13 protein-coding genes are annotated in these 17,805 nt (G+C 37.6%); 5 read left to right on the top strand and 8 right to left on the bottom strand.

Features of this window, described 5'->3' with window-relative positions:
* Window positions 1–79: 79 nt before the first annotated feature.
* Window positions 80–3,955, top strand: coding sequence for a S8 family serine peptidase (locus J8L86_RS12030; protein ID WP_065109788.1), 3,876 nt, complete (start codon window positions 80–82; stop codon window positions 3,953–3,955).
* A 69-nt stretch (window positions 3,956–4,024) separates the two neighbouring features.
* Here the strand turns inward: J8L86_RS12030 and J8L86_RS12035 are convergent, their stop codons facing one another.
* Complete coding sequence (locus J8L86_RS12035) at window positions 4,025–5,347, bottom strand: anaerobic C4-dicarboxylate transporter (protein ID WP_055022685.1); 1,323 nt, start codon at window positions 5,345–5,347, stop codon at window positions 4,025–4,027.
* 531 nt (window positions 5,348–5,878) lie between these two features.
* On the opposite strand from J8L86_RS12035, the gene J8L86_RS12040 reads away from it, so the two are divergent.
* Both J8L86_RS12040 and J8L86_RS12045 read left to right on the top strand, forming a co-directional pair.
* Window positions 5,879–6,439, top strand: a complete 561-nt coding sequence (locus J8L86_RS12040; protein ID WP_065109787.1) for an outer membrane beta-barrel protein — start codon at window positions 5,879–5,881, stop codon at window positions 6,437–6,439.
* A gap of 516 nt (window positions 6,440–6,955) precedes the next feature.
* On the top strand, window positions 6,956–7,186 hold the full coding sequence (locus J8L86_RS12045) for a hypothetical protein (RefSeq protein WP_211030483.1): 231 nt from the start codon (window positions 6,956–6,958) through the stop codon (window positions 7,184–7,186).
* A 572-nt stretch (window positions 7,187–7,758) separates the two neighbouring features.
* Here the strand turns inward: J8L86_RS12045 and J8L86_RS12050 are convergent.
* Window positions 7,759–8,535: a hypothetical protein gene (locus J8L86_RS12050; protein WP_211030484.1), complete on the bottom strand. Its 777-nt coding sequence runs from the start codon at window positions 8,533–8,535 to the stop codon at window positions 7,759–7,761.
* 531 nt (window positions 8,536–9,066) lie between these two features.
* On the opposite strand from J8L86_RS12050, the gene J8L86_RS12055 reads away from it, so the two are divergent.
* Together J8L86_RS12055 and J8L86_RS12060 are read left to right on the top strand one after the other, a co-directional pair.
* On the top strand, window positions 9,067–9,963 hold the full coding sequence (locus J8L86_RS12055) for a DUF1837 domain-containing protein (RefSeq protein ID WP_211030485.1): 897 nt from the start codon (window positions 9,067–9,069) through the stop codon (window positions 9,961–9,963).
* On the top strand, window positions 9,960–12,464 hold the full coding sequence (locus tag J8L86_RS12060; protein WP_211030487.1) for a DEAD/DEAH box helicase: 2,505 nt from the start codon (window positions 9,960–9,962) through the stop codon (window positions 12,462–12,464). Before J8L86_RS12055 ends, J8L86_RS12060 begins: the two co-directional genes overlap by 4 nt.
* Here the strand turns inward: J8L86_RS12060 and J8L86_RS12065 are convergent.
* The 6 genes from J8L86_RS12065 to J8L86_RS12090 all read right to left on the bottom strand — a co-directional run bounded on the left by J8L86_RS12065 (window position 12,453) and on the right by J8L86_RS12090 (window position 17,245).
* Window positions 12,453–13,310, bottom strand: a complete 858-nt coding sequence (locus J8L86_RS12065) for a hypothetical protein (RefSeq protein ID WP_211030489.1) — start codon at window positions 13,308–13,310, stop codon at window positions 12,453–12,455. The two genes, J8L86_RS12060 and J8L86_RS12065, sit on opposite strands and share 12 nt — an antisense overlap.
* A 294-nt stretch (window positions 13,311–13,604) precedes the next feature.
* Window positions 13,605–14,174, bottom strand: a complete 570-nt coding sequence (locus tag J8L86_RS12070; RefSeq protein ID WP_211030491.1) for a recombinase family protein — start codon at window positions 14,172–14,174, stop codon at window positions 13,605–13,607.
* Window positions 14,175–14,334: 160 nt separating this feature from the next.
* Window positions 14,335–15,435: a tyrosine-type recombinase/integrase gene (locus tag J8L86_RS12075; RefSeq protein WP_211030493.1), complete on the bottom strand. Its 1,101-nt coding sequence runs from the start codon at window positions 15,433–15,435 to the stop codon at window positions 14,335–14,337.
* On the bottom strand, window positions 15,419–15,910 hold the full coding sequence (locus J8L86_RS12080; protein WP_211030495.1) for a helix-turn-helix domain-containing protein: 492 nt from the start codon (window positions 15,908–15,910) through the stop codon (window positions 15,419–15,421). Before J8L86_RS12080 ends, J8L86_RS12075 begins: the two co-directional genes overlap by 17 nt.
* Window positions 15,903–16,103 (bottom strand): AlpA family transcriptional regulator, encoded by a 201-nt coding sequence (locus tag J8L86_RS12085; protein WP_211030497.1) that lies wholly within the window; start codon window positions 16,101–16,103, stop codon window positions 15,903–15,905. The genes J8L86_RS12080 and J8L86_RS12085 overlap by 8 nt, the downstream gene beginning before the upstream one ends.
* A gap of 221 nt (window positions 16,104–16,324) precedes the next feature.
* Window positions 16,325–17,245: a hypothetical protein gene (locus tag J8L86_RS12090; protein ID WP_211030499.1), complete on the bottom strand. Its 921-nt coding sequence runs from the start codon at window positions 17,243–17,245 to the stop codon at window positions 16,325–16,327.
* Window positions 17,246–17,805 lie beyond the last annotated feature (560 nt).

Raw genomic sequence — 17,805 nt, forward strand, 5'->3', positions numbered from 1 at the left:
TAAAACAGCATTACCACAGACCTAGTCTCTACCCTACACATGCTTGGACGTGGTCAATGCTTTAACCAAGGAAGAAGTTGTGAAGACTAAATTATCAATAGCTATATCAGCAGCACTACTATCAAGTGCTAGCTTTGCAAACACCGAAATGACAGGCAATAAATATGAGTTAGAAATATTGTCTAGTAATCAATACAGCAAACCAGCTGTCAGCCCTATCAATGTAACTGCACCAAAACGATTTATCGTTGAACTCTCTTCTCCTGCGGTAGCATCATACCAAGGCGGTACTCAAAATCTTGCTGCAACAGCAGTAACTGCAAAGGAAACCAAATTAGATATACAATCTGCTGCTGTTCAAAATTACGCATCACATCTTGCTAATGAACAGAAAGCATTTTCAAATGCACTCAATAAAATCTCTGCCAACAGTAAAGTAGAGCGCCAATTCAAAACGCTTTTCAATGGCGTAACAGTCGCAGGTCAAAATTTAACTATTGAGCAGTTAATGGCTATTCCTGGGGTTAAATCTGTTTACCCTGAAACTATGTATGACATCAGCATGGATGCATCACTTCAAGTGATTAATACTGAAGCAATGTGGACAACTGTGAATGGAATGGCAAATGCAGGTAAAGGCATTCGAGTTGCGGTTATCGATGGTGGTATTCGACCAGAAAACCCAATGTTTGCCGATGAAGGTTTTGAAGCTCCTATGGGCGCCATGCCAACTGATGATTACTGTTCAACAACAGATGAGTCATTCTGTAATAACAAACTGATTGTAGCCCGCTGGTCTCAACCGACTTTTGAAGTCTGTCCTGATGAATACATGAGTCCACTAGGTTACGGCGGTCACGGTACACACGTTGCAGGTACAGCGGTAGGTAACTTAGTCTCTACCCAATTTAATGACATTGATGTTGAATTATCAGGTGTAGCTCCTGCAGCATACTTAATGTCATACAAGGCGTTATATTCTAAAGCAGACTGTTCAGGTGGTAGTGGCTCTAACATCATGTTAATGGAAGCGTTGGAGCATGCAGTTAATGATGGCGCTGATGTTATCAACAACTCTTGGGGTGGTGGCGCTGGTGCGGATCCTGCCAGTAGCCCATATAAAACCATGTTTGAAGCAGCTGAAGCGGCAGGTGTTGTCGTTGTTTCTGCAGCGGGTAACGACGGAAATGGCGCAAGCACTATTGGTTGCCCTGCATGTATTGAGTCTGGTATTGCTGTAGCCAACAGCACAACAGGCCGCTACTTTGCCAACAGTTTCAATGCTGGTGGTGAAGACTTACTCGCAATCCCTGGTTCTGATACGGTTATCGAAATGGATGTTACAGCACCTGTTGTTGCTGCAATAAATATCGATGAAGCTAATTTTGAAGGGTGTGATGCTTTCCCAGTTGATAGCTTTAAAGACAGTATCGCATTAATATCTCGAGGTGCTTGTGCATTTTCGTCGAAAGCTGAAAATGCGATGAATGCTGGTGCAAGTGCACTTGTAGTATATAACAGTAATCCTGGTGCACCGATTACCATGTCTATGCCTGGCGTTACATTCCCATCGGTGATGATTTCAAATGGTGATGGATTAGATATTATCGATGCTATGGGCGAAACGGCAACCGAAGGTACTGTTGGTTCAGAAATTAAGCGTTTAATGGTACCTGAACTAGCTGATACTATTAATAGTTCTAGCTCACGTGGACCAAACGGTAACCAAAATATCTTAAAGCCGGATATTGCTGCTCCAGGTACTAATATCTTATCAGCTTACTCGCCTGATGATGGTGGACTAGATTTCAATATGATCTCTGGTACCAGTATGGCAAGCCCTCATGTTGCTGGCGCTGCAGCAATGATGCGTCAATTACATCCTGATTGGTCTGCAAATGATATTAAGACCGCGCTAACATCAACTTCAACTGTTGATGGCATCCTAGATGATGATGCAACTACTGCAGCTTCACCGTTTGCAATGGGTGCGGGTCGTATGGATTTAGATGCTGCAGCTAAAGCGGTATTAACTTTCGATAAGCCTTCAATTGCTGCTGATTCATGTGTTGGTCCATGTACTTTCACTCGCACGGTTTACAATAAGAGTGAAGAAGACACCTCATGGTCATTAGCCGCAAGCTCTGATTCTGCAGGCATCATGGTTTCTCCAAGTACTTTAGATATCCCAGCTGGCGGCTCTGCGACCTTTATGGTCACAGTCGATTCTACTTTTGCAGAATATGGTGATTGGATATTCGGTAATGTGATGCTTTCGAGTGCATCAGGCATGCAAGATGCTCATTTACCTCTCGCAGTGTTAGCGCAAGAGTCTAGCGACTCTTCATTGATTTCTGTAACTTCTGATGATGCAGATTTGACGACTTCAGATGATATGGAAATTTCAGCAGTGCTCAACAACACGATGTTTGAGAATACTGTTACCTTCACAGCAATGGCACCTGAAGGTTCCATGTTAACTTCAGAAGATGATGTATCTGTTACTTTAACCAATGCTTCTCAAAATGGTTTTAGTGTAAACGAAGAAACTGGTGTAATTACTTGGGTTGGAAGTTTAGAGCAATCTGAAATGTCTATCGAAGCCTTCACTGGTACTTATCCAAGTATTTTTGATGCAGATTTAGCATTTATTCCAACATGTGACGAAGGCTGTGATGAAAAATCATTCACTTATGAAGGTCTTCCATCATTCAAATATAATGGTTCAACTTACGATACGATTACGATTTCAGACAATGGTATTGTTTTAGTTGGTGGCGGTAATACAGGCGGTACTTGGAATAATAAAGAATTACCTGATAGTGCTAACCCTAATAACATTCTTGCTCCTTTCTGGTCAGATTTTGATTTAAGTGATGGAACTGCAACTGATACTGGTGGCGGTCAATTAGGCTTAAACATTATCGAACTTGCATCAGGAACCTTCATTGTTGTTGAATGGAACGATGGCCAATTATATGCCGACCCATCTGGTACGGCATATTCATTTAGTGTTTGGATTAAGACTGGTGATGTTGAAGATGTTTCATTTAACTACCTAGATATTCCAAATATGCCTGCTAATGTATCTATTGGTGCAGAAAATATAGGTGGCACGATTGGTTCTACTTATTACTACAATGGCGAAGGAACTGCGGTAACTAACGATGACTACCTTCAAGTTGTTTCATCAGCTGCTGGACAAGTCAAAATTGACTATAAAGCAACAGCGGAAGATTTCGATCTTGGGTATATGGACAGCTCAACTACAGTTGAAGAAACAGCTGTTACATTCAACGTTTTAGAGAATGATACAATGCCAGCTCAAAAAGTGGCTCGCTCTAAAGTGACTGGTGATGGAATAACAGCCTCTGCTCAACGCATTATCAATATTGCCGCTACAGGTGATCTTGGTATGGTGAAAATTGTTGATGAGCCAGCAAATGGTACAGTGACAATCACAGAGTCTGGCGAAGCAACTTACACGCCTAATAAAGATTTCTTCGGTAAGGATATGTTTACCTACTCAGCTACAGACGCTGCAGGTACTGTAAGCACTCCAACTGAAGTAGTGGTTGATGTAACCAATGTTAACGATGCACCGACTGTATCCCCTTCAGCCAGCAAGATCTTAGTAGGTCTGGAAGCAACAGTTAGTTCTGGTGCTGCTGATGTTGATGGTGACTCGCTAACATATGCTTGGACTCAAACAGCTGGACCTGTAGATGTATCTTTCGATAGTACAGCCAAAGATATTAGCTTTGTTTCTACTAAGACTGGTGTCTATACCTTCACTGTCACAGCAAATGATGGCGAAGCAGATAGTACTACTGAACAAGTTTCAATAGATATTCTTTCTGCTCCTGACCTTAAGGATGACAGCGGCTCTATGGGCTGGTTAACTACACTTCTTCTTCCTTTAGCGATGTTCCGTCGTCGTAAAATGAAGTCATAATCGTTATTTAACACTTAACGTAAAAAGCCCAGCATATGCTGGGCTTTTTTATGTCGATTGACTTATCAGTTAATGGTTAATAACCAATGTCGAGATAAAGTAACCCAATACGGTTGCCGTGGTGACACCGATAAATCCTGGCACTAAAAAGCTATGATTTAACACATACTTACCAATATTTGTCGTACCTGAACGGTCAAAGCTAATTGCCGCTAAATCACTTGGGTAGAATGGGAAAAAGAAGTAAGCATAACAAGCAGGTATAACACCAATTAACACAGGTGCGGGTATACCTAATGCAAATCCCAACGGGAACATAATCGTTAATACTGCCGCTTGGCTTTTAAGAAAAATAGATGCCATAAACATGGCAATCGCAAATGACCAAGGGTAGGCGCTCACTAAGTCACTTAATGAACTCACTAAGTAGCTTTTATGATGTCCAATAATAGTGTCACTCAACCATGCAATACCAAAAATAATCACCACAGCCGTCATACCGGCAGTAAAGACATTACTATTAACAATCTTTTGTGGCGAAACCTTTGTTGCCAGTAATATAACCGCACCAACAGACAACATCATGAACTGTATCGCTACAGACATTTTTACGCCTTCTGGTAGCAATTCTTTACTGAACATAGCTAACACGATAACAGATAAAATCCCGGCCAAAAATAATGCTAAACCTCTTTTGGCAATGCTATCGGTATGTGCCTGATCATCAGTTTCAACCTCAGGATCAATCAGATTCTGACGAAATTCATCATCTTTAAGGCGTTCTTGAAATGCTTCATCTTTATCTAAATCTTTACCGCGATGTAAACTCCAAGCACAACCTGCTAGCACACCAACTAACGTAGCCGGAATCGTTACCGACAACACATTAATTAAACTGATATCAAGATTGTTATCCATCGCAGTGGCCATGACTACTGCCGCCGCAGCAGCAATAGGGCTTGCAGTAATCCCCATTTGAGATGCCACTGTTGCCATAGCTAATGGACGCTCAGGACGAATACCTTTTTTATAAGCAACATCATAAATAACTGGCAATAGTGGGTAAACTGAATGGCCGGTTCCCACTAAAACAGTTAACGAATAAGTACATAACGGGCCTAAAAAAGTAATTTGGCTAGGATGTTTTCTAAGTAATTTTTCAGCATATTTAACTAATAACTTAAGGCCACCCGTGGCCTCAAGGGTAGCTGAAGCAGCCACTACAGCGAGAATAATCAGCATAACACTGACTGGCGGCGATCCTGGGGCAATACCGAACACAAATGCCAAAACCGAAACACCTAAACCGCCAAGCAAACCAAACGCAACACCACCGTGACGGATACCAACGAATATCACCGCTAGCAGCAACAGCATATGAATATAGAACATTAGCTAAATCTCCTTAGCAAACATTAATTTATGTATGACTTCCTGCGTCATAACAGATTGATTTCAGAGTCAACAGCAGAGTTAATGTAGGGAGCTCGCTGTATCCATGATGCTGAAATCGTTTTTAAGGCTATAGACTAGTTATGTTTTTTGACAGCCTTACACCTTGTTTATACATCAATAATCTAGCACTCAATATCAGTTAAAAACGATACAGTGACCTTGCTCATGTAAAAAACAAAGTTAATTGTAAAACTGTGATCATCTAATCTTTAATCAACTCGAATATACAAAAAAGGCATTCACCAACAATAAGATGAACCAAATAATTTCGTCTAAATAACATCAAATTAGCCATATTAAAAATAACTAATTATAAATATTGAAAACCAATCCAAGTTTAATTCTTATACAAATAATAATTAGCCGAAAATAAACCTTAATGTTTTCATTCAGTTTTTATTCAGCATCTCGAGATTATAGTGAATCCATCAAAACGAACTGACTTACATTTTTTACTTGGAGTGGATTATGAAAACAAAGCAACTTATTTTAGCAGGTGTGATCACCTCAATGATGTCTGTACCAGCAATGGCATCTGATTGGTTTATTGGTGGCGCAGCTGGCTACCAACAAAACAAATATGAAGACTCAACAGTCGGTGGTGGTAAAGAAAAAGAAAAAGATATGGCTTATCAACTTCGCGTTGGTACCTATATCAATGACAACAGCCGTGTATATGGTACTTATGGCTACAACTCTGAAGATATAGGCAAGCAACAAAACTTCTTACTGTCATACGATTACCTTGTTCCACTCGGTGCTAGTAATAAAATGAATTGGTTTGTCGGCGCCACTGCTGGTATGACACACACGAGTATTAAAGATGCTGATTTAAGCTCTGGCAATAACTTCGTTTGGGGTGGTCAAACTGGCTTTATGTACAATATCAATGACAACTGGTCTACAGAAATTGGTTATCAATACCTAAAGCAAGATTATGAAAAAGATGTGGGTAATGGTGCGAATACAGGTACCTTCTCATTAAATGATACCCAGCAGGTCTATTTAGCTATTGATTATAAGTTCTAGTTAAATAACTAACATACTAATAATAGAGGACACTTAATGTGTCCTTTATTATTTGCATGAGACTCAATTAGTTAACCAATTAACATATAAAACCATCAATACCTAAAATGATATTCATCAGAAAATGATATCTAGCCAGACATAAAAGTACTTTAATTATTCACAATAGCTTTAGTCTCTAGAGTAATAATCAATAATGGTGCTTTATTAAGCAGTTAATAACCGTTACTTGGTTAATAACAATTCAATTAACAAACTATTTTTATGTGGCCAGCAAAAGTATTTAAGCCTCTAGCACTTAATGCATTAGCCAAATCCCCTACTTAAACAGTCTCATTGGTACGATTGCTTATTGATAAACCATGCTAAGCTTTCATAAAAATGTCATCCCTTACCTTTACTATTCGCTCATTATTAACTTTGAGCATATTCAATAGCTTAATAAAACAGTAATACTACAGAGTCGTTAAAAAACCGCTCAACTCTTACTGAGAACATGATAAATATGAGATTTTTATGAAGCATTATTTTTCTGGCATAATTCAATACACCTGCATGACCGCTGTTCTGTTGTATGGACTAGGCTGGATTAAAGGCGAAAGTCTTGCTGATGAACTCTCTATCGATGACGGCGGCTACGCGCTACTGCAAGATTCGTTAACACGTCAAATACCCTTTTATGAACTCGGTATTGTCGCTGGATTCGAAAAACGTCAAATAAGAAATAATACATATAAAAGCAATTAGTTAAGTAATATTTTCGATAGGTGTTATTAGAACTTAAAGCGTTAGATTGGCATATTTCAACAAAAAGCAGGCACAAAAAAACCGACATTAAGTCGGTTTATTCCTCAAAAAGGAGATGGTACGGTGGGCGGACTAAACAAAAACACATAAGATATTGTTAAATAATCACTTTAACTAAAACAACCAACACCTGTGGTACATTAAGTGGTACATAAAGCTAAAGTCATAAACTGATTTCACTCGTTAAAAATATTTTTTGAAATAAATAACAAAAATCTCTCATAAATCATATCAATCGATTAAACCCATGACACTATTGCACCAAATAGCCTGTTATCTGTAGATTAAAAACATGGGCGTCATGGGTCATGTAGGAACATGCTGGTTACATCATGCTGCACATAACAACTTAAGACATTGTTTTAAAAGTCAACTTTAACAATCTAAATTTTAATACCCCTATTTATACCCTTCATTTGAAGTTATTCTAAATAATGGGATCTGATTGTAAGTATTCAACACGGCAATCACACATTTTTCGCACTTAAAAGCTCGACAAGGCTTAGTTACATCTAAGAAAGGTTTAGGCTACTCAGTTCGCCAAAGTAGCAACATATATTATTCACAGGATATTGCCCACTGCCAGCATTATACTGCTTATACTGTTCTGTGAATAAATACACAACGAACAAATCCTCATCTCTTATATTTTTAGGGTTATTTACAAATTTTCTAACCAAATAGGAGTCATTAGGCTTGCCGCAAGTAAAAATCGTACCTGTTTTACCATATTTTGAAGGAGATATTTTTTGCTCTAACATGCGGCCATAGCGCTCCATTAAACGCTTTTCATGCTCAGGATTAATCGCTAAAACTTTAATTTGACTAATTACATTATCCACTTCCTGAGCTGCGAATATCCAATCAGTGCGTTTTAATGAAAGTGAATAATGTGTATGACTTGTTTCCACTGTATCTGTGGGTTTTACCATCACACTTCTTGTAGAGATTAAGGTAGATGTAATGAGTTCAAGCGATTCTTTTATGGAATCTTGATATTGAAAGCTTAGTGCATTTTTTGCTAAATCTCTTGAAGAACTTGCGACTCGAGATGTGTAAAAGGCGGCAATACTTGATGAAATGGCCGCTACAGCGCCAACTATCGCAATCACATTTGAAGAATTTTCCATGTATTTGAGTACCCCTACTTTTACTGCGATTAAAGAGCATGTTAGCTCTGGATTTCTAAGTAACACACCTAAAATTAAGTAAGCAACTATAAACACCAACCAATATGTACACTCTTTTTTGTTCTTTAAGACACATGAGCGATAGCGCTCCAGAGACATTCTGACATTCTTAATATTACGTTACTCCAGTTGCTAAAAGCCACTCACAAGAGGGAACTGCCCCCCTCAATCTTCACAGAATGCTTAAAGTGTTTTTCATAGTATCCATATTAACTCAATTGGACTATAGCGTCGCTCATCGGATGAATTTCAGACTCCATGCCAAACTTAAACCTAGTTATTCTTCTTATCATTTTCAGCTTGCTCTAGCGCGCATTTGCAAACGTCATCATTGGCTAAAAGAGGGGGGAGTAATCACCTGTCCGTGTAAATACTTCTTTAACTCAGTTCTTAGATAGAAGTGGGTTAACGAAGAGGATCTAAGGATGATGTGTAGGATTAGGAAATGTATTTATAATCAAGTTTTCACCGCCGATAGCTATCCGCTTTCTTATTGCAATAGCCTTTTTAAGTTCCTAGTCTTTACTAGAGTCATAGATCCTAAAAGAGATAACAATTCAAGTACATATGGGTGTACTATGTTCTTTATCGCATAAAAAACGCCCTTATACTCGGAGTACTAGCAGACTTATGGATAAAGTATTGAAGCCACAGCTCAATAATGCAGTCGAAATAAAAAGCATCTTGAAAGAGCTCCCTTATACTTTTCGATTACCTGATAATAGACAGGTTAATACACTGCTGGTTTATTTACCGTGTTATGAGGACGGCAAAATTAGCCTCACAAAGTTTTTTGAATGTGTTAAAAATGGAATACTTCAAAACTTTGTTTTCTCATGCAAAGAAATAGAAAAAAAGCTCGGTATGCACAGCACTACAGCAATGGAAGAATTGTTTAATAAAGCATTAAGAAAAATTAGCAAACATACTGCTCAAGGTGAGTTAGGAGAGTTGATCTTGTTTACTTTGCTAGATGTATATCTAAATGCTCCAAAGTTGCTAAGTAAAGTTTCTATGAAAACAGTTCCAACAATGCCTGTTTTTGGAGCTGATGCTGTACATGGTCAAATGGTTGATGGAGAATTTAGAGTTTACCTCGGTGAGTCAAAGCTCTACCAAAATTTCAATTCTGCTGCTACTAAAGCTGCATCTTCAATGGTTAGCGCCAAAGGTAAGTTTGATGTGGAGTTTGATCTTCTTGACAGTCACATGGACTTCCCAAATTTAGACTCCGAGTTTGAAGAAAAAATTTTGGATGTTCTTAATCCTTATGTATCTACTGAAAACCTGAAAAGCATACATTCACCATGCTTTATTGGCTTCACTCAACCAGATGTTATTTACGAGAATGATGCTCATTACATAGAAGCCTACAAAGAGATTGCATCTCACTATGTGTACGACTTTTTTAAAAAAGTTGAAGATAAAGGTCTTGAAGCAGAAGAGGTAACTTTGTTAATGCTGCCATTTACTTGTGTTAGTGAATTAGTTGATGAGTTTATTTCTTATATTGGAATTTACAAATGAGTGAAGTAATTGAAAAAATAAGTATCGATATTCTTTCTAACGCTAACTTTGTTAAAGATAGGGAAAGCTTGTTCGTAGGATATATTGATTTTTTATCAGGAAGTAATAATGACTTTGATAAATCATTCGTAAAGAGGATCCTAACAACAGTCCAATATTTTTGTAAGTCTAATGATACGTCCATCAGAAAGGAAGGCACTATTTTACTGGCGATGTTACTTGATGTTGCAAGTAAAGACTATCCTGGAATAATTCCAATTGCTCAGAATATATTTTTAGAATATGGCGATTTTCCCAACATCACTTTATTAAAAAACAGGTACCCTGAATTTAAATATGACCTTGGTTTTTATACTGATGCCAAGCTAGATTTTAAGATGGCACTAAATTCAGTCAATGAATTAAATTATCCACTGACTGATTTCCAAAGAATGTTGTGGATGAACTTAGAATCTGATGAGGACGTAATTACCATTGCTCCAACTTCGGCTGGAAAGACGCATATTATACTAACCTATTTAGTTAAAGAGGTCGCAAATTCAAATGGTTCATTTGCCGCGATTGTCGTCCCTACTAGAGCTCTAATTTCTGAGGTGTCAAGTAAGGTCTATGAGATAGCTAAAGATTTTAAACAGCATGAAGATATTGAGATCTGTACCATCCCAAGAGATGACAAAGATTTCAATAACAAGACTATTTTCGTAATGACACAAGAAAGGCTTTATGAATTAATCCAGCGTGGAGACTTGAGTTTTAACTATCTTTTTGTTGATGAAGCACACAACATTTCGGATAAAAGCAGAGGGGTTTTACTACACTTAACTTTAGAGAAGATCCTTGAGGATAGTCTCCCGCAAATAATAGTAAGCATGCCATCAGAAAGTTATCAAAATGCATTTTCTTCTGTTTTTGAAGGTATAGATTTTCATAAAGAAATTACTAGGCACTCTCCTGTTGCAAAAATTTTAATGTCAGTAAAGTTGTCTGGTAGAAATATTGAAATATCAAGAAGAAACTCAGACCATATAGTCAAGTTAGCTAAAGAATTCACAGGCACCAATTTGGCTGATACTGTACTAAGATTAGGTTATGGTCAAAGCAATATAATTTATAGAAGTAAAACAAACTATTGCGAAGATATAGCTAGGGACATTGCTGATAGAATAGAAGATTTTGATACTACAGAATCTTTAGAAGAATCCGCTGATTATATCGAGCAGTTTATACATGAAGATTTTTCTTTGGCAAACAATTTAAGAAAAGGCGTAGCTTTTCACTACGGACCTTTACCTAGCTCTGTGCGAGTAATGATTGAAACCTTAGCGAAAGAGGGAGAGATAAAGTATATTGCTTGTACTAGCACTTTAGCTGAGGGAGTTAACCTTCCTGCAAAGAATTTGTTTTTAAAAAACCCAATACAGACAATTATAGGTCAACCTTCAGAAAGGCTTGAAAATGTAAAAATAAGTAATATTACAGGGCGCGCTGGAAGAATGTTAGAGCACTTTTCTGGGAATATTTTTATGATAGAGCCTGATGAATGGACGTTCAAAGATTATTTTGAAGAAGAAGATGATGATGATGATGATGACAATAAAATTCCCACCTATTATAAAACTTTAAATGAAGAGCTTAGCGATGTTATAAATGCTCTTTCAGGTAGATACCCCCATTCTGATTCTGACCAGTATCGGTTTTATACAATTGCTAATAAATTAATTAGAGAGTTTTCAAACGATGGATTAGAACATACGGTTAACTCTAAAGAATTAAATTTAAAGAATTCAGATATTGATTTTTTAGTTAATAGTGTGAATAACGCCTTTCGTTCGCTTCAAGTAACTCCTTTTACATTAGAAGCAAACCCTACAGTCGGTTATATTCAACAAAATAAGCTATTCAGTTTTCTAGAAACTATAGAAAACTTTGACGACTGGGTCTTACCGCATCCAAAATCACCTGAGCTATATAATTCTTTGAAGAAAGTCGCGAGTAAACTCAACGAACTCGGCGTATACATTAATAGTGACGAGTACACTATTGAATATATTATTTATATTTCTTCTAAGTGGATTTCAGGAGCAAGTCTTAAAGAAATAATTTCTGAACAAATTAAGTGGGACAAGAAGAATCTTGGAAAAAGTAACGTCAACAAGTCTGTAAGAAATGTAATTAAGGTAATTAATAATGATGTGAGGTTTAGACTTCGTAATGCGATTAGCTGTTATCACTTGTTATTAACGAACAAAATGAGACAGAAATCGATTAATAAAACAAGCGTAAAATTACACAGCTACCTTGAAATTGGTGCCTGTGATGACAAAATGCTTAGTTTGATAAACATAGGGCTTTCAAGAGAAGCAGCTAGAGAGATAGAACGTAATCTTCCTAAGAGTTTTGTAGAAGTATCAATATATAAATTGGTTGCAATGTTAGATAACAATAAACTAGATAAGCTTCACTCTATAACTAAAAAAGAAATTAGGTCCTTAGCTAAATAAACTTTCCATTGAGTCAAAAGCTGAGCTTAATACTTCCAAGGATGTACTTTGATCTATGTACTTACTTCTTAGTTTAAGCTCAACTTTAAAGTTCATAAATGCATTTCCAAAATCTAGATTTACTTTTTTACCCTCATTGTCTAACCCTTTTACCTTCAGAACGGTACAAGCATCATTTTCTGAAAGGTAATTCACAATCTCGATCAAGCTTTGCTTGGTAACAATACTTTCAGGGTCATTGCTACAATCTAAATCAAGGGATAGTTGTATATTATTTTCAATGTAGGGCGCTGAGCTTAAATTTTTAATAAGTTGAGGCGCATCATCAGCTACATCAGATAGTGATGATGAGTTAATTTTAAAGTGGAGACTACTGTAGTCTGGAAGTTCTTTAAGTTTTGAGTACTCTTTCTCTTTTGGTATAAGTGATAAGGTAATGTTTTCAGATCTATCAGAGTTGAATTGGTCTAAAGCAAACTGGGCAGCACTTTTTAAACTACCGATTGGGCCAGTAGTAAAACCAAAAATTATTTTTTGTTTGGGTAACACACTAAAATAGTAAGGATCACCAATTATTCCTTGGTTAACTGCTAAACCTGATATTTCTCCATCACGAGTAGCTTTTGTTTGCCAAGTGTTTCTTTCTTTTACTACAGAAATAGTGTAATTATCATTAACATTTGATATGGCTTTGATTAAGTGTTTGTTATTTCTAATAGTTACAATACGGGAAGAAGAGGACTCATCACAGCTGATAGAGTAATTAGCTTCAAAATTTTCGAAAAATGAAGTGCTTGCATCAATAGAAAAAAAACGGACAGTTACACATTTTTTGATTTTGTTCATTTTTTCTCCAGTAAAAACTAAAAATCTAATGCTGTATTAATAAACAGTATCTTAGCATGTGATCATTGATAACGAAAGTTAGACAAAGACAAATTAAAATCTATCCTACTGAATATTAGTTATTTATCATTTTTTATTTTCCACACTTGGCGTGAACCTTAGCTGCTTAATTGATCTAATTAGTCCTAAAAAACAAGTCTATTAAAATCAGAAACAATACATTTAAGGTCGAAACAAGGGCGTATTAACAAGTCAGCATAAGGTGTACGACTTATAAACTATATCAGAATTGGGCTATTGCTTATTCCAATGCCTCTTCACTGTAGCAATCCCTAAACCTAACACTTCCGCAGCTTTTGATTGCGATAAACCCTCAGCTTTCTTTGCTTTAACTGAATGCGTTGTTGCATGGGCTGCTGGCCTGCCAAGTTTTTTCCCCTGAGCTTTAGCTCGCACAAGTCCTTCTTTTGTCCGCTCTCTAATACGGTTTCGCTCAAACTCTGCAAAAGCTGAAAACATCTGCAGCATCAGCTTACCTTCTGCACTTGATAGGTCTGCTACTGGTAAGTCTAAGCAAACAACCTTGATGCCTTTATCTGTAAGTAGATTGATGGTGTTTTGAACGTCAATGTTATCTCTGCCTAAACGGTCTAGCTTTAAGACCACCAGCATATCGCCACGTTCCATCTGGTGATTGATTAGCATCTTAAACTTCTCACGCTTCATAGCCTCAACAGAACCTGAGACCGTTTCACTGATAGTGCGAGCATCATTTACCTCATACCCTTTTTGTCGGATAGCAAGAATTTGGTTTTCTGTGGTTTGCTCTGTTGTAGAAACACGGCAATAGGAAAAGATACGCATGGGTCACTCACTTTGTAGAAGGTATCAAATATAGGGGTATCATATAATTAAGGTACCATCAAATATTGACCCTAATTTTATGATACTAATGTTAAGTAGAGAAAGCTGGTATCAATATACGAATGTTTTTTGATACCAGCATTAGGCTTGATTAGATGAGCTATTTTCCCATCATCTTCTGAAACTCCATGAACAGCTTAAATTGGTCTTCCATATCTGGCGAAGTCTGTTCAGCAGGCTTAGATAACTTACGCAACAACTCGGCTTGTTTGTAGTCAGACACATCACCGTAGCTATAAAAGCTGGTCAACACACTTTCGTGCCCTAGGTTTTGGCTCCATGCTTTAAACTCTTCTGGCGTACGGCACAGGTTCTCACCAAGCCTTACCAAAGTATTGCGGAAGCTGTGTGGATTAAAATAAGGCAAATCAACAGCTTCAAAGGCTTGTTTAAACACTTTTCGGATCGGAGTTGCATTGCTCCAACTCTCCTTAAGCAAACCAACGACCTCAAATTGCTGGTTTTTGTTATGTGCCAACTTGGTTTTTGGGAACAAGGGCGCATTTTGCTTATACCCATGCTCTTTTATCAAATACTCAACCCATTCCGTCAAAATCTTGAGTGGCAGCTCACCGACCGGAAAAAAATAAGTGGTGAAGGTTTTACTAAACTTTGTATTTACTTCTCTTGCGTCTTGATGAAAACTTTTTTCAACCAGGTCAACATGTTTGATTTTAGCCGAAGCAACCGCACCATCTCTTGCACCAGTCAAAAGAACAAAAGCAAGTAACGCCCTATCACGCATTTCTAATGCCGTATCACATGGCATAGCTTCCAAAGTCTGCAAAATTTGCTCAACCGTTGCCACGCTTCTTTTACGCTTGGCATTGGCAATACGGGTATCTTTTTCGGATAAGTTAAAATACTCGATATCGCTATAATTAATTTTTGATCGGTAGCCTTTCTGCGTTATCAGAAATTGGAAGAAACCTTTAAGGTGTCGCATGCTGGTCAGCACAGTAGCCTTGCTTAAGGTATCGCCTGTCACAAGTGACTTACTATTGAGAAGCTTCTTCTTAAAAGCGGTTGCATGCTTACTCCGAAACTTCTTAAAGTCGATATAATTAGTTGCCTCTTCAAAACGATTAATAGACTTCATTACACTGTCAATCGTTGAGTCATCTAGCTGTTTTGCTTCCTTTAAATACTTTGCATATTCGTAAAGTATTCGTGTGTTTTTAGTGCTACTTCTTTTCATCATCAAATACCTTATCTAAAGGATAATTTAAGGGCTTTTGACCCCTTAGGATTAAGTGTTTCTCTGCTATCGGTAATTTCCCCCCTAGCTCAGTCCAAATTTGGTTAACGTCGCGCCAAGAAACATACTTATTTACCCACTTGCCACACTCATTACAGCAGCCTCTCATTTGTGCCATGCCTGCAGGTTTTGCTATAAATTGAACTGAGTCGATGTTTGGCACTATAGGGCTCTTACATTTGAAGCAATACATCTCATTAAGCTCACACCGATGCAGATATGTTTTGCGCTTCTCTTGTAAATACAGCTTCAAGTCAGCCCCCTGAATAAGTAAAGGGCGGGTTGCATCGATAACTGGCAAGCCAGCATTAATCCAATTACGTACAGTTTTCGGGTGAACACCTAAAGTTTCACTGACATCCAAAACGGTATAAATGCGATGAATTTTGATTCGATTAGGATTATTACGACTACCCATTGTTAGCCTCCTTAGATGCTGCAATGCGTTCATCTATCCATTGCTCAACATCAGACTCAAGCCAACCTACCGCACGCTCACCTAATGAGATACTTGCTGGGAACTCCCCCTTAGAGATTCGTAAATAAATACTGCTACGAGATAAACCTGTTTTGTTCTTTACTTCAGGCATACGGATTACTTTTTCGAACATCTTGGAACCTTTTAGTGGATTATTGGACGAGAGGAAGATTAGGTGGGCGATTTGGGCGATTAAAGCCCTAAGAAATGAACAGAAAGACCATTTAAAAAGTTGATATGAAAGGAAAAAATAAAAAGGATTGGGCGTTATAAAAAATAGCCGAAGAAATTATTCTTTTAAAAACAGTTAATTAAAAGGGAATTATGGGCGAAAAAAAATCGCCCAACTTTATGCTAAATTTTGATGTTTTTTCTAATGGTATCTGCGCTTTTACCTTCAGCGATTGGTAATTTAGCAATTTGTGCTGCTATCCACGTTTTGGAGTGACTAGGATGCGATTTTTTTAACTTAATAGCTTGCCTTTGCCATTTTGAATATTTGGCTTGGGTTTGGGCTTTATTATAATTATTTTTTGTATAGACCTTTTCTGTAAGCGGCGCAACTTCCTTCGGTGTACCTCCAAGTGATTGAATAAAGCGGTCAAGCTCTTGAGTTTTTATAACAATTTGATAACTGGGTTTCTTCAACTCTATGTAGCAGTCACTTTCGACATACTCGCCAGTTTCATATGGTATAAGCGCACAACTCAATGCCATTAAGTCATCGAGTTCATCATCACTTAATCCGTCTAATTCTAAGCTGTTATTACTGAGTTTAAGATCCCAAAGGCTCTTGCCGTTTGCAGTCAATATTTGCTTGAGATTGGCTTCTAACGCTGTGGAATTGTATTGATTTCCCTCAAGCTGCAGGTTTCTTTGAACTTTATAAATATGATCATTACGTTTCAAAAAAAAACCATTTAATGCATCAAGAGTCGGAACAGTCCCACCTACCTCTTTCTGATACAGCTTGTCGATCTCATAATACTCTAGCCCAATCATGGCAAGGTCCCAAATCCCATCAATGACTTGAACCTTTTTATCGAAAACAAGCCAACTGTTTTCACCTACCTGCAGCTCATCATCTAAACAGACTTGATATGGCTTATCTAGGACTTCGTTAGTGGCAAGGTTTTTCTCAATTTGGAAAGTATTCGAATCACTGTCTTCGGGGGTAATGTATTGCCCCCCTTTTACATATGCATTGGCGTTGAGCTTGACTGACATTAGTAAGTGTTTATCTAGCGCTAGCCTGTAAAGATCAGCTGGTGACACCGGCTCTGCTATAGAGCTCGATAAATACTTGGCAGCATCTTCAACTGTTAAATACTGCTTTAATTTAAGTAACTTACTCATTTGTTTTTTTTATTCTCTTAATTTGATAAACTGCACTACGTGTTTACCGTTAAGTTCAATTGTGAAAACGAACACTACATGGCCCCTTCCAGCAATAATCTAATGTCCAGATTATAATCTCATATTAATCAAGCGATGAACGTGAGTAAGCAGTTAATTCGACAAGAAAAGGAATAACAAAGAGGGGTAAGATTTAGGTTTACTCTAGTCAGTTAAGGCTCTGATCTATAACTGATAAATTTAGGTAAAACTAATGGCTTAGACTGCTGTTCAGCGTACAAAACTTGTCCATCTGTTTCTGACAACACCACCTAGCTCTGTTTGCCTAAGTAGAAGTGATAAGTGTTCATCTCTTTCTGGTGTTCGCCGTTTAGTAAAAGTTGGCAACGTTATCACTTCAGGAGCTTATCTTCTCCAAAAAGGAGTGAATAACCTGCTCAGTCAATACGTTAAAGACACCTTTCCACCTGTTACTTGCT

Source organism: Shewanella sp. MMG014 (genome assembly GCF_018100775.1).
Classification (GTDB): Bacteria; Pseudomonadota; Gammaproteobacteria; order Enterobacterales; family Shewanellaceae; genus Shewanella; species Shewanella japonica.

Bases quoted from the DNA above. Each gene is read 5' to 3' on its own strand.
- J8L86_RS12070 (WP_211030491.1), bottom strand. From the start codon at position 14,174: ATGCGTATCTTTTCCTATTGCCGTGTTTCTACAACAGAGCAAACCACA.
- J8L86_RS12035 (WP_055022685.1), bottom strand. From the start codon at position 5,347: ATGTTCTATATTCATATGCTGTTGCTGCTAGCGGTGATATTCGTTGGT.
- J8L86_RS12065 (WP_211030489.1), bottom strand. From the start codon at position 13,310: ATGAACAAAATCAAAAAATGTGTAACTGTCCGTTTTTTTTCTATTGAT.
- J8L86_RS12085 (WP_211030497.1), bottom strand. From the start codon at position 16,103: ATGTTCGAAAAAGTAATCCGTATGCCTGAAGTAAAGAACAAAACAGGT.
- J8L86_RS12055 (WP_211030485.1), top strand. From the start codon at position 9,067: ATGGATAAAGTATTGAAGCCACAGCTCAATAATGCAGTCGAAATAAAA.
- J8L86_RS12040 (WP_065109787.1), top strand. From the start codon at position 5,879: ATGAAAACAAAGCAACTTATTTTAGCAGGTGTGATCACCTCAATGATG.
- J8L86_RS12050 (WP_211030484.1), bottom strand. From the start codon at position 8,535: ATGTCTCTGGAGCGCTATCGCTCATGTGTCTTAAAGAACAAAAAAGAG.
- J8L86_RS12075 (WP_211030493.1), bottom strand. From the start codon at position 15,435: ATGATGAAAAGAAGTAGCACTAAAAACACACGAATACTTTACGAATAT.
- J8L86_RS12060 (WP_211030487.1), top strand. From the start codon at position 9,960: ATGAGTGAAGTAATTGAAAAAATAAGTATCGATATTCTTTCTAACGCT.
- J8L86_RS12080 (WP_211030495.1), bottom strand. From the start codon at position 15,910: ATGGGTAGTCGTAATAATCCTAATCGAATCAAAATTCATCGCATTTAT.
- J8L86_RS12045 (WP_211030483.1), top strand. From the start codon at position 6,956: ATGAAGCATTATTTTTCTGGCATAATTCAATACACCTGCATGACCGCT.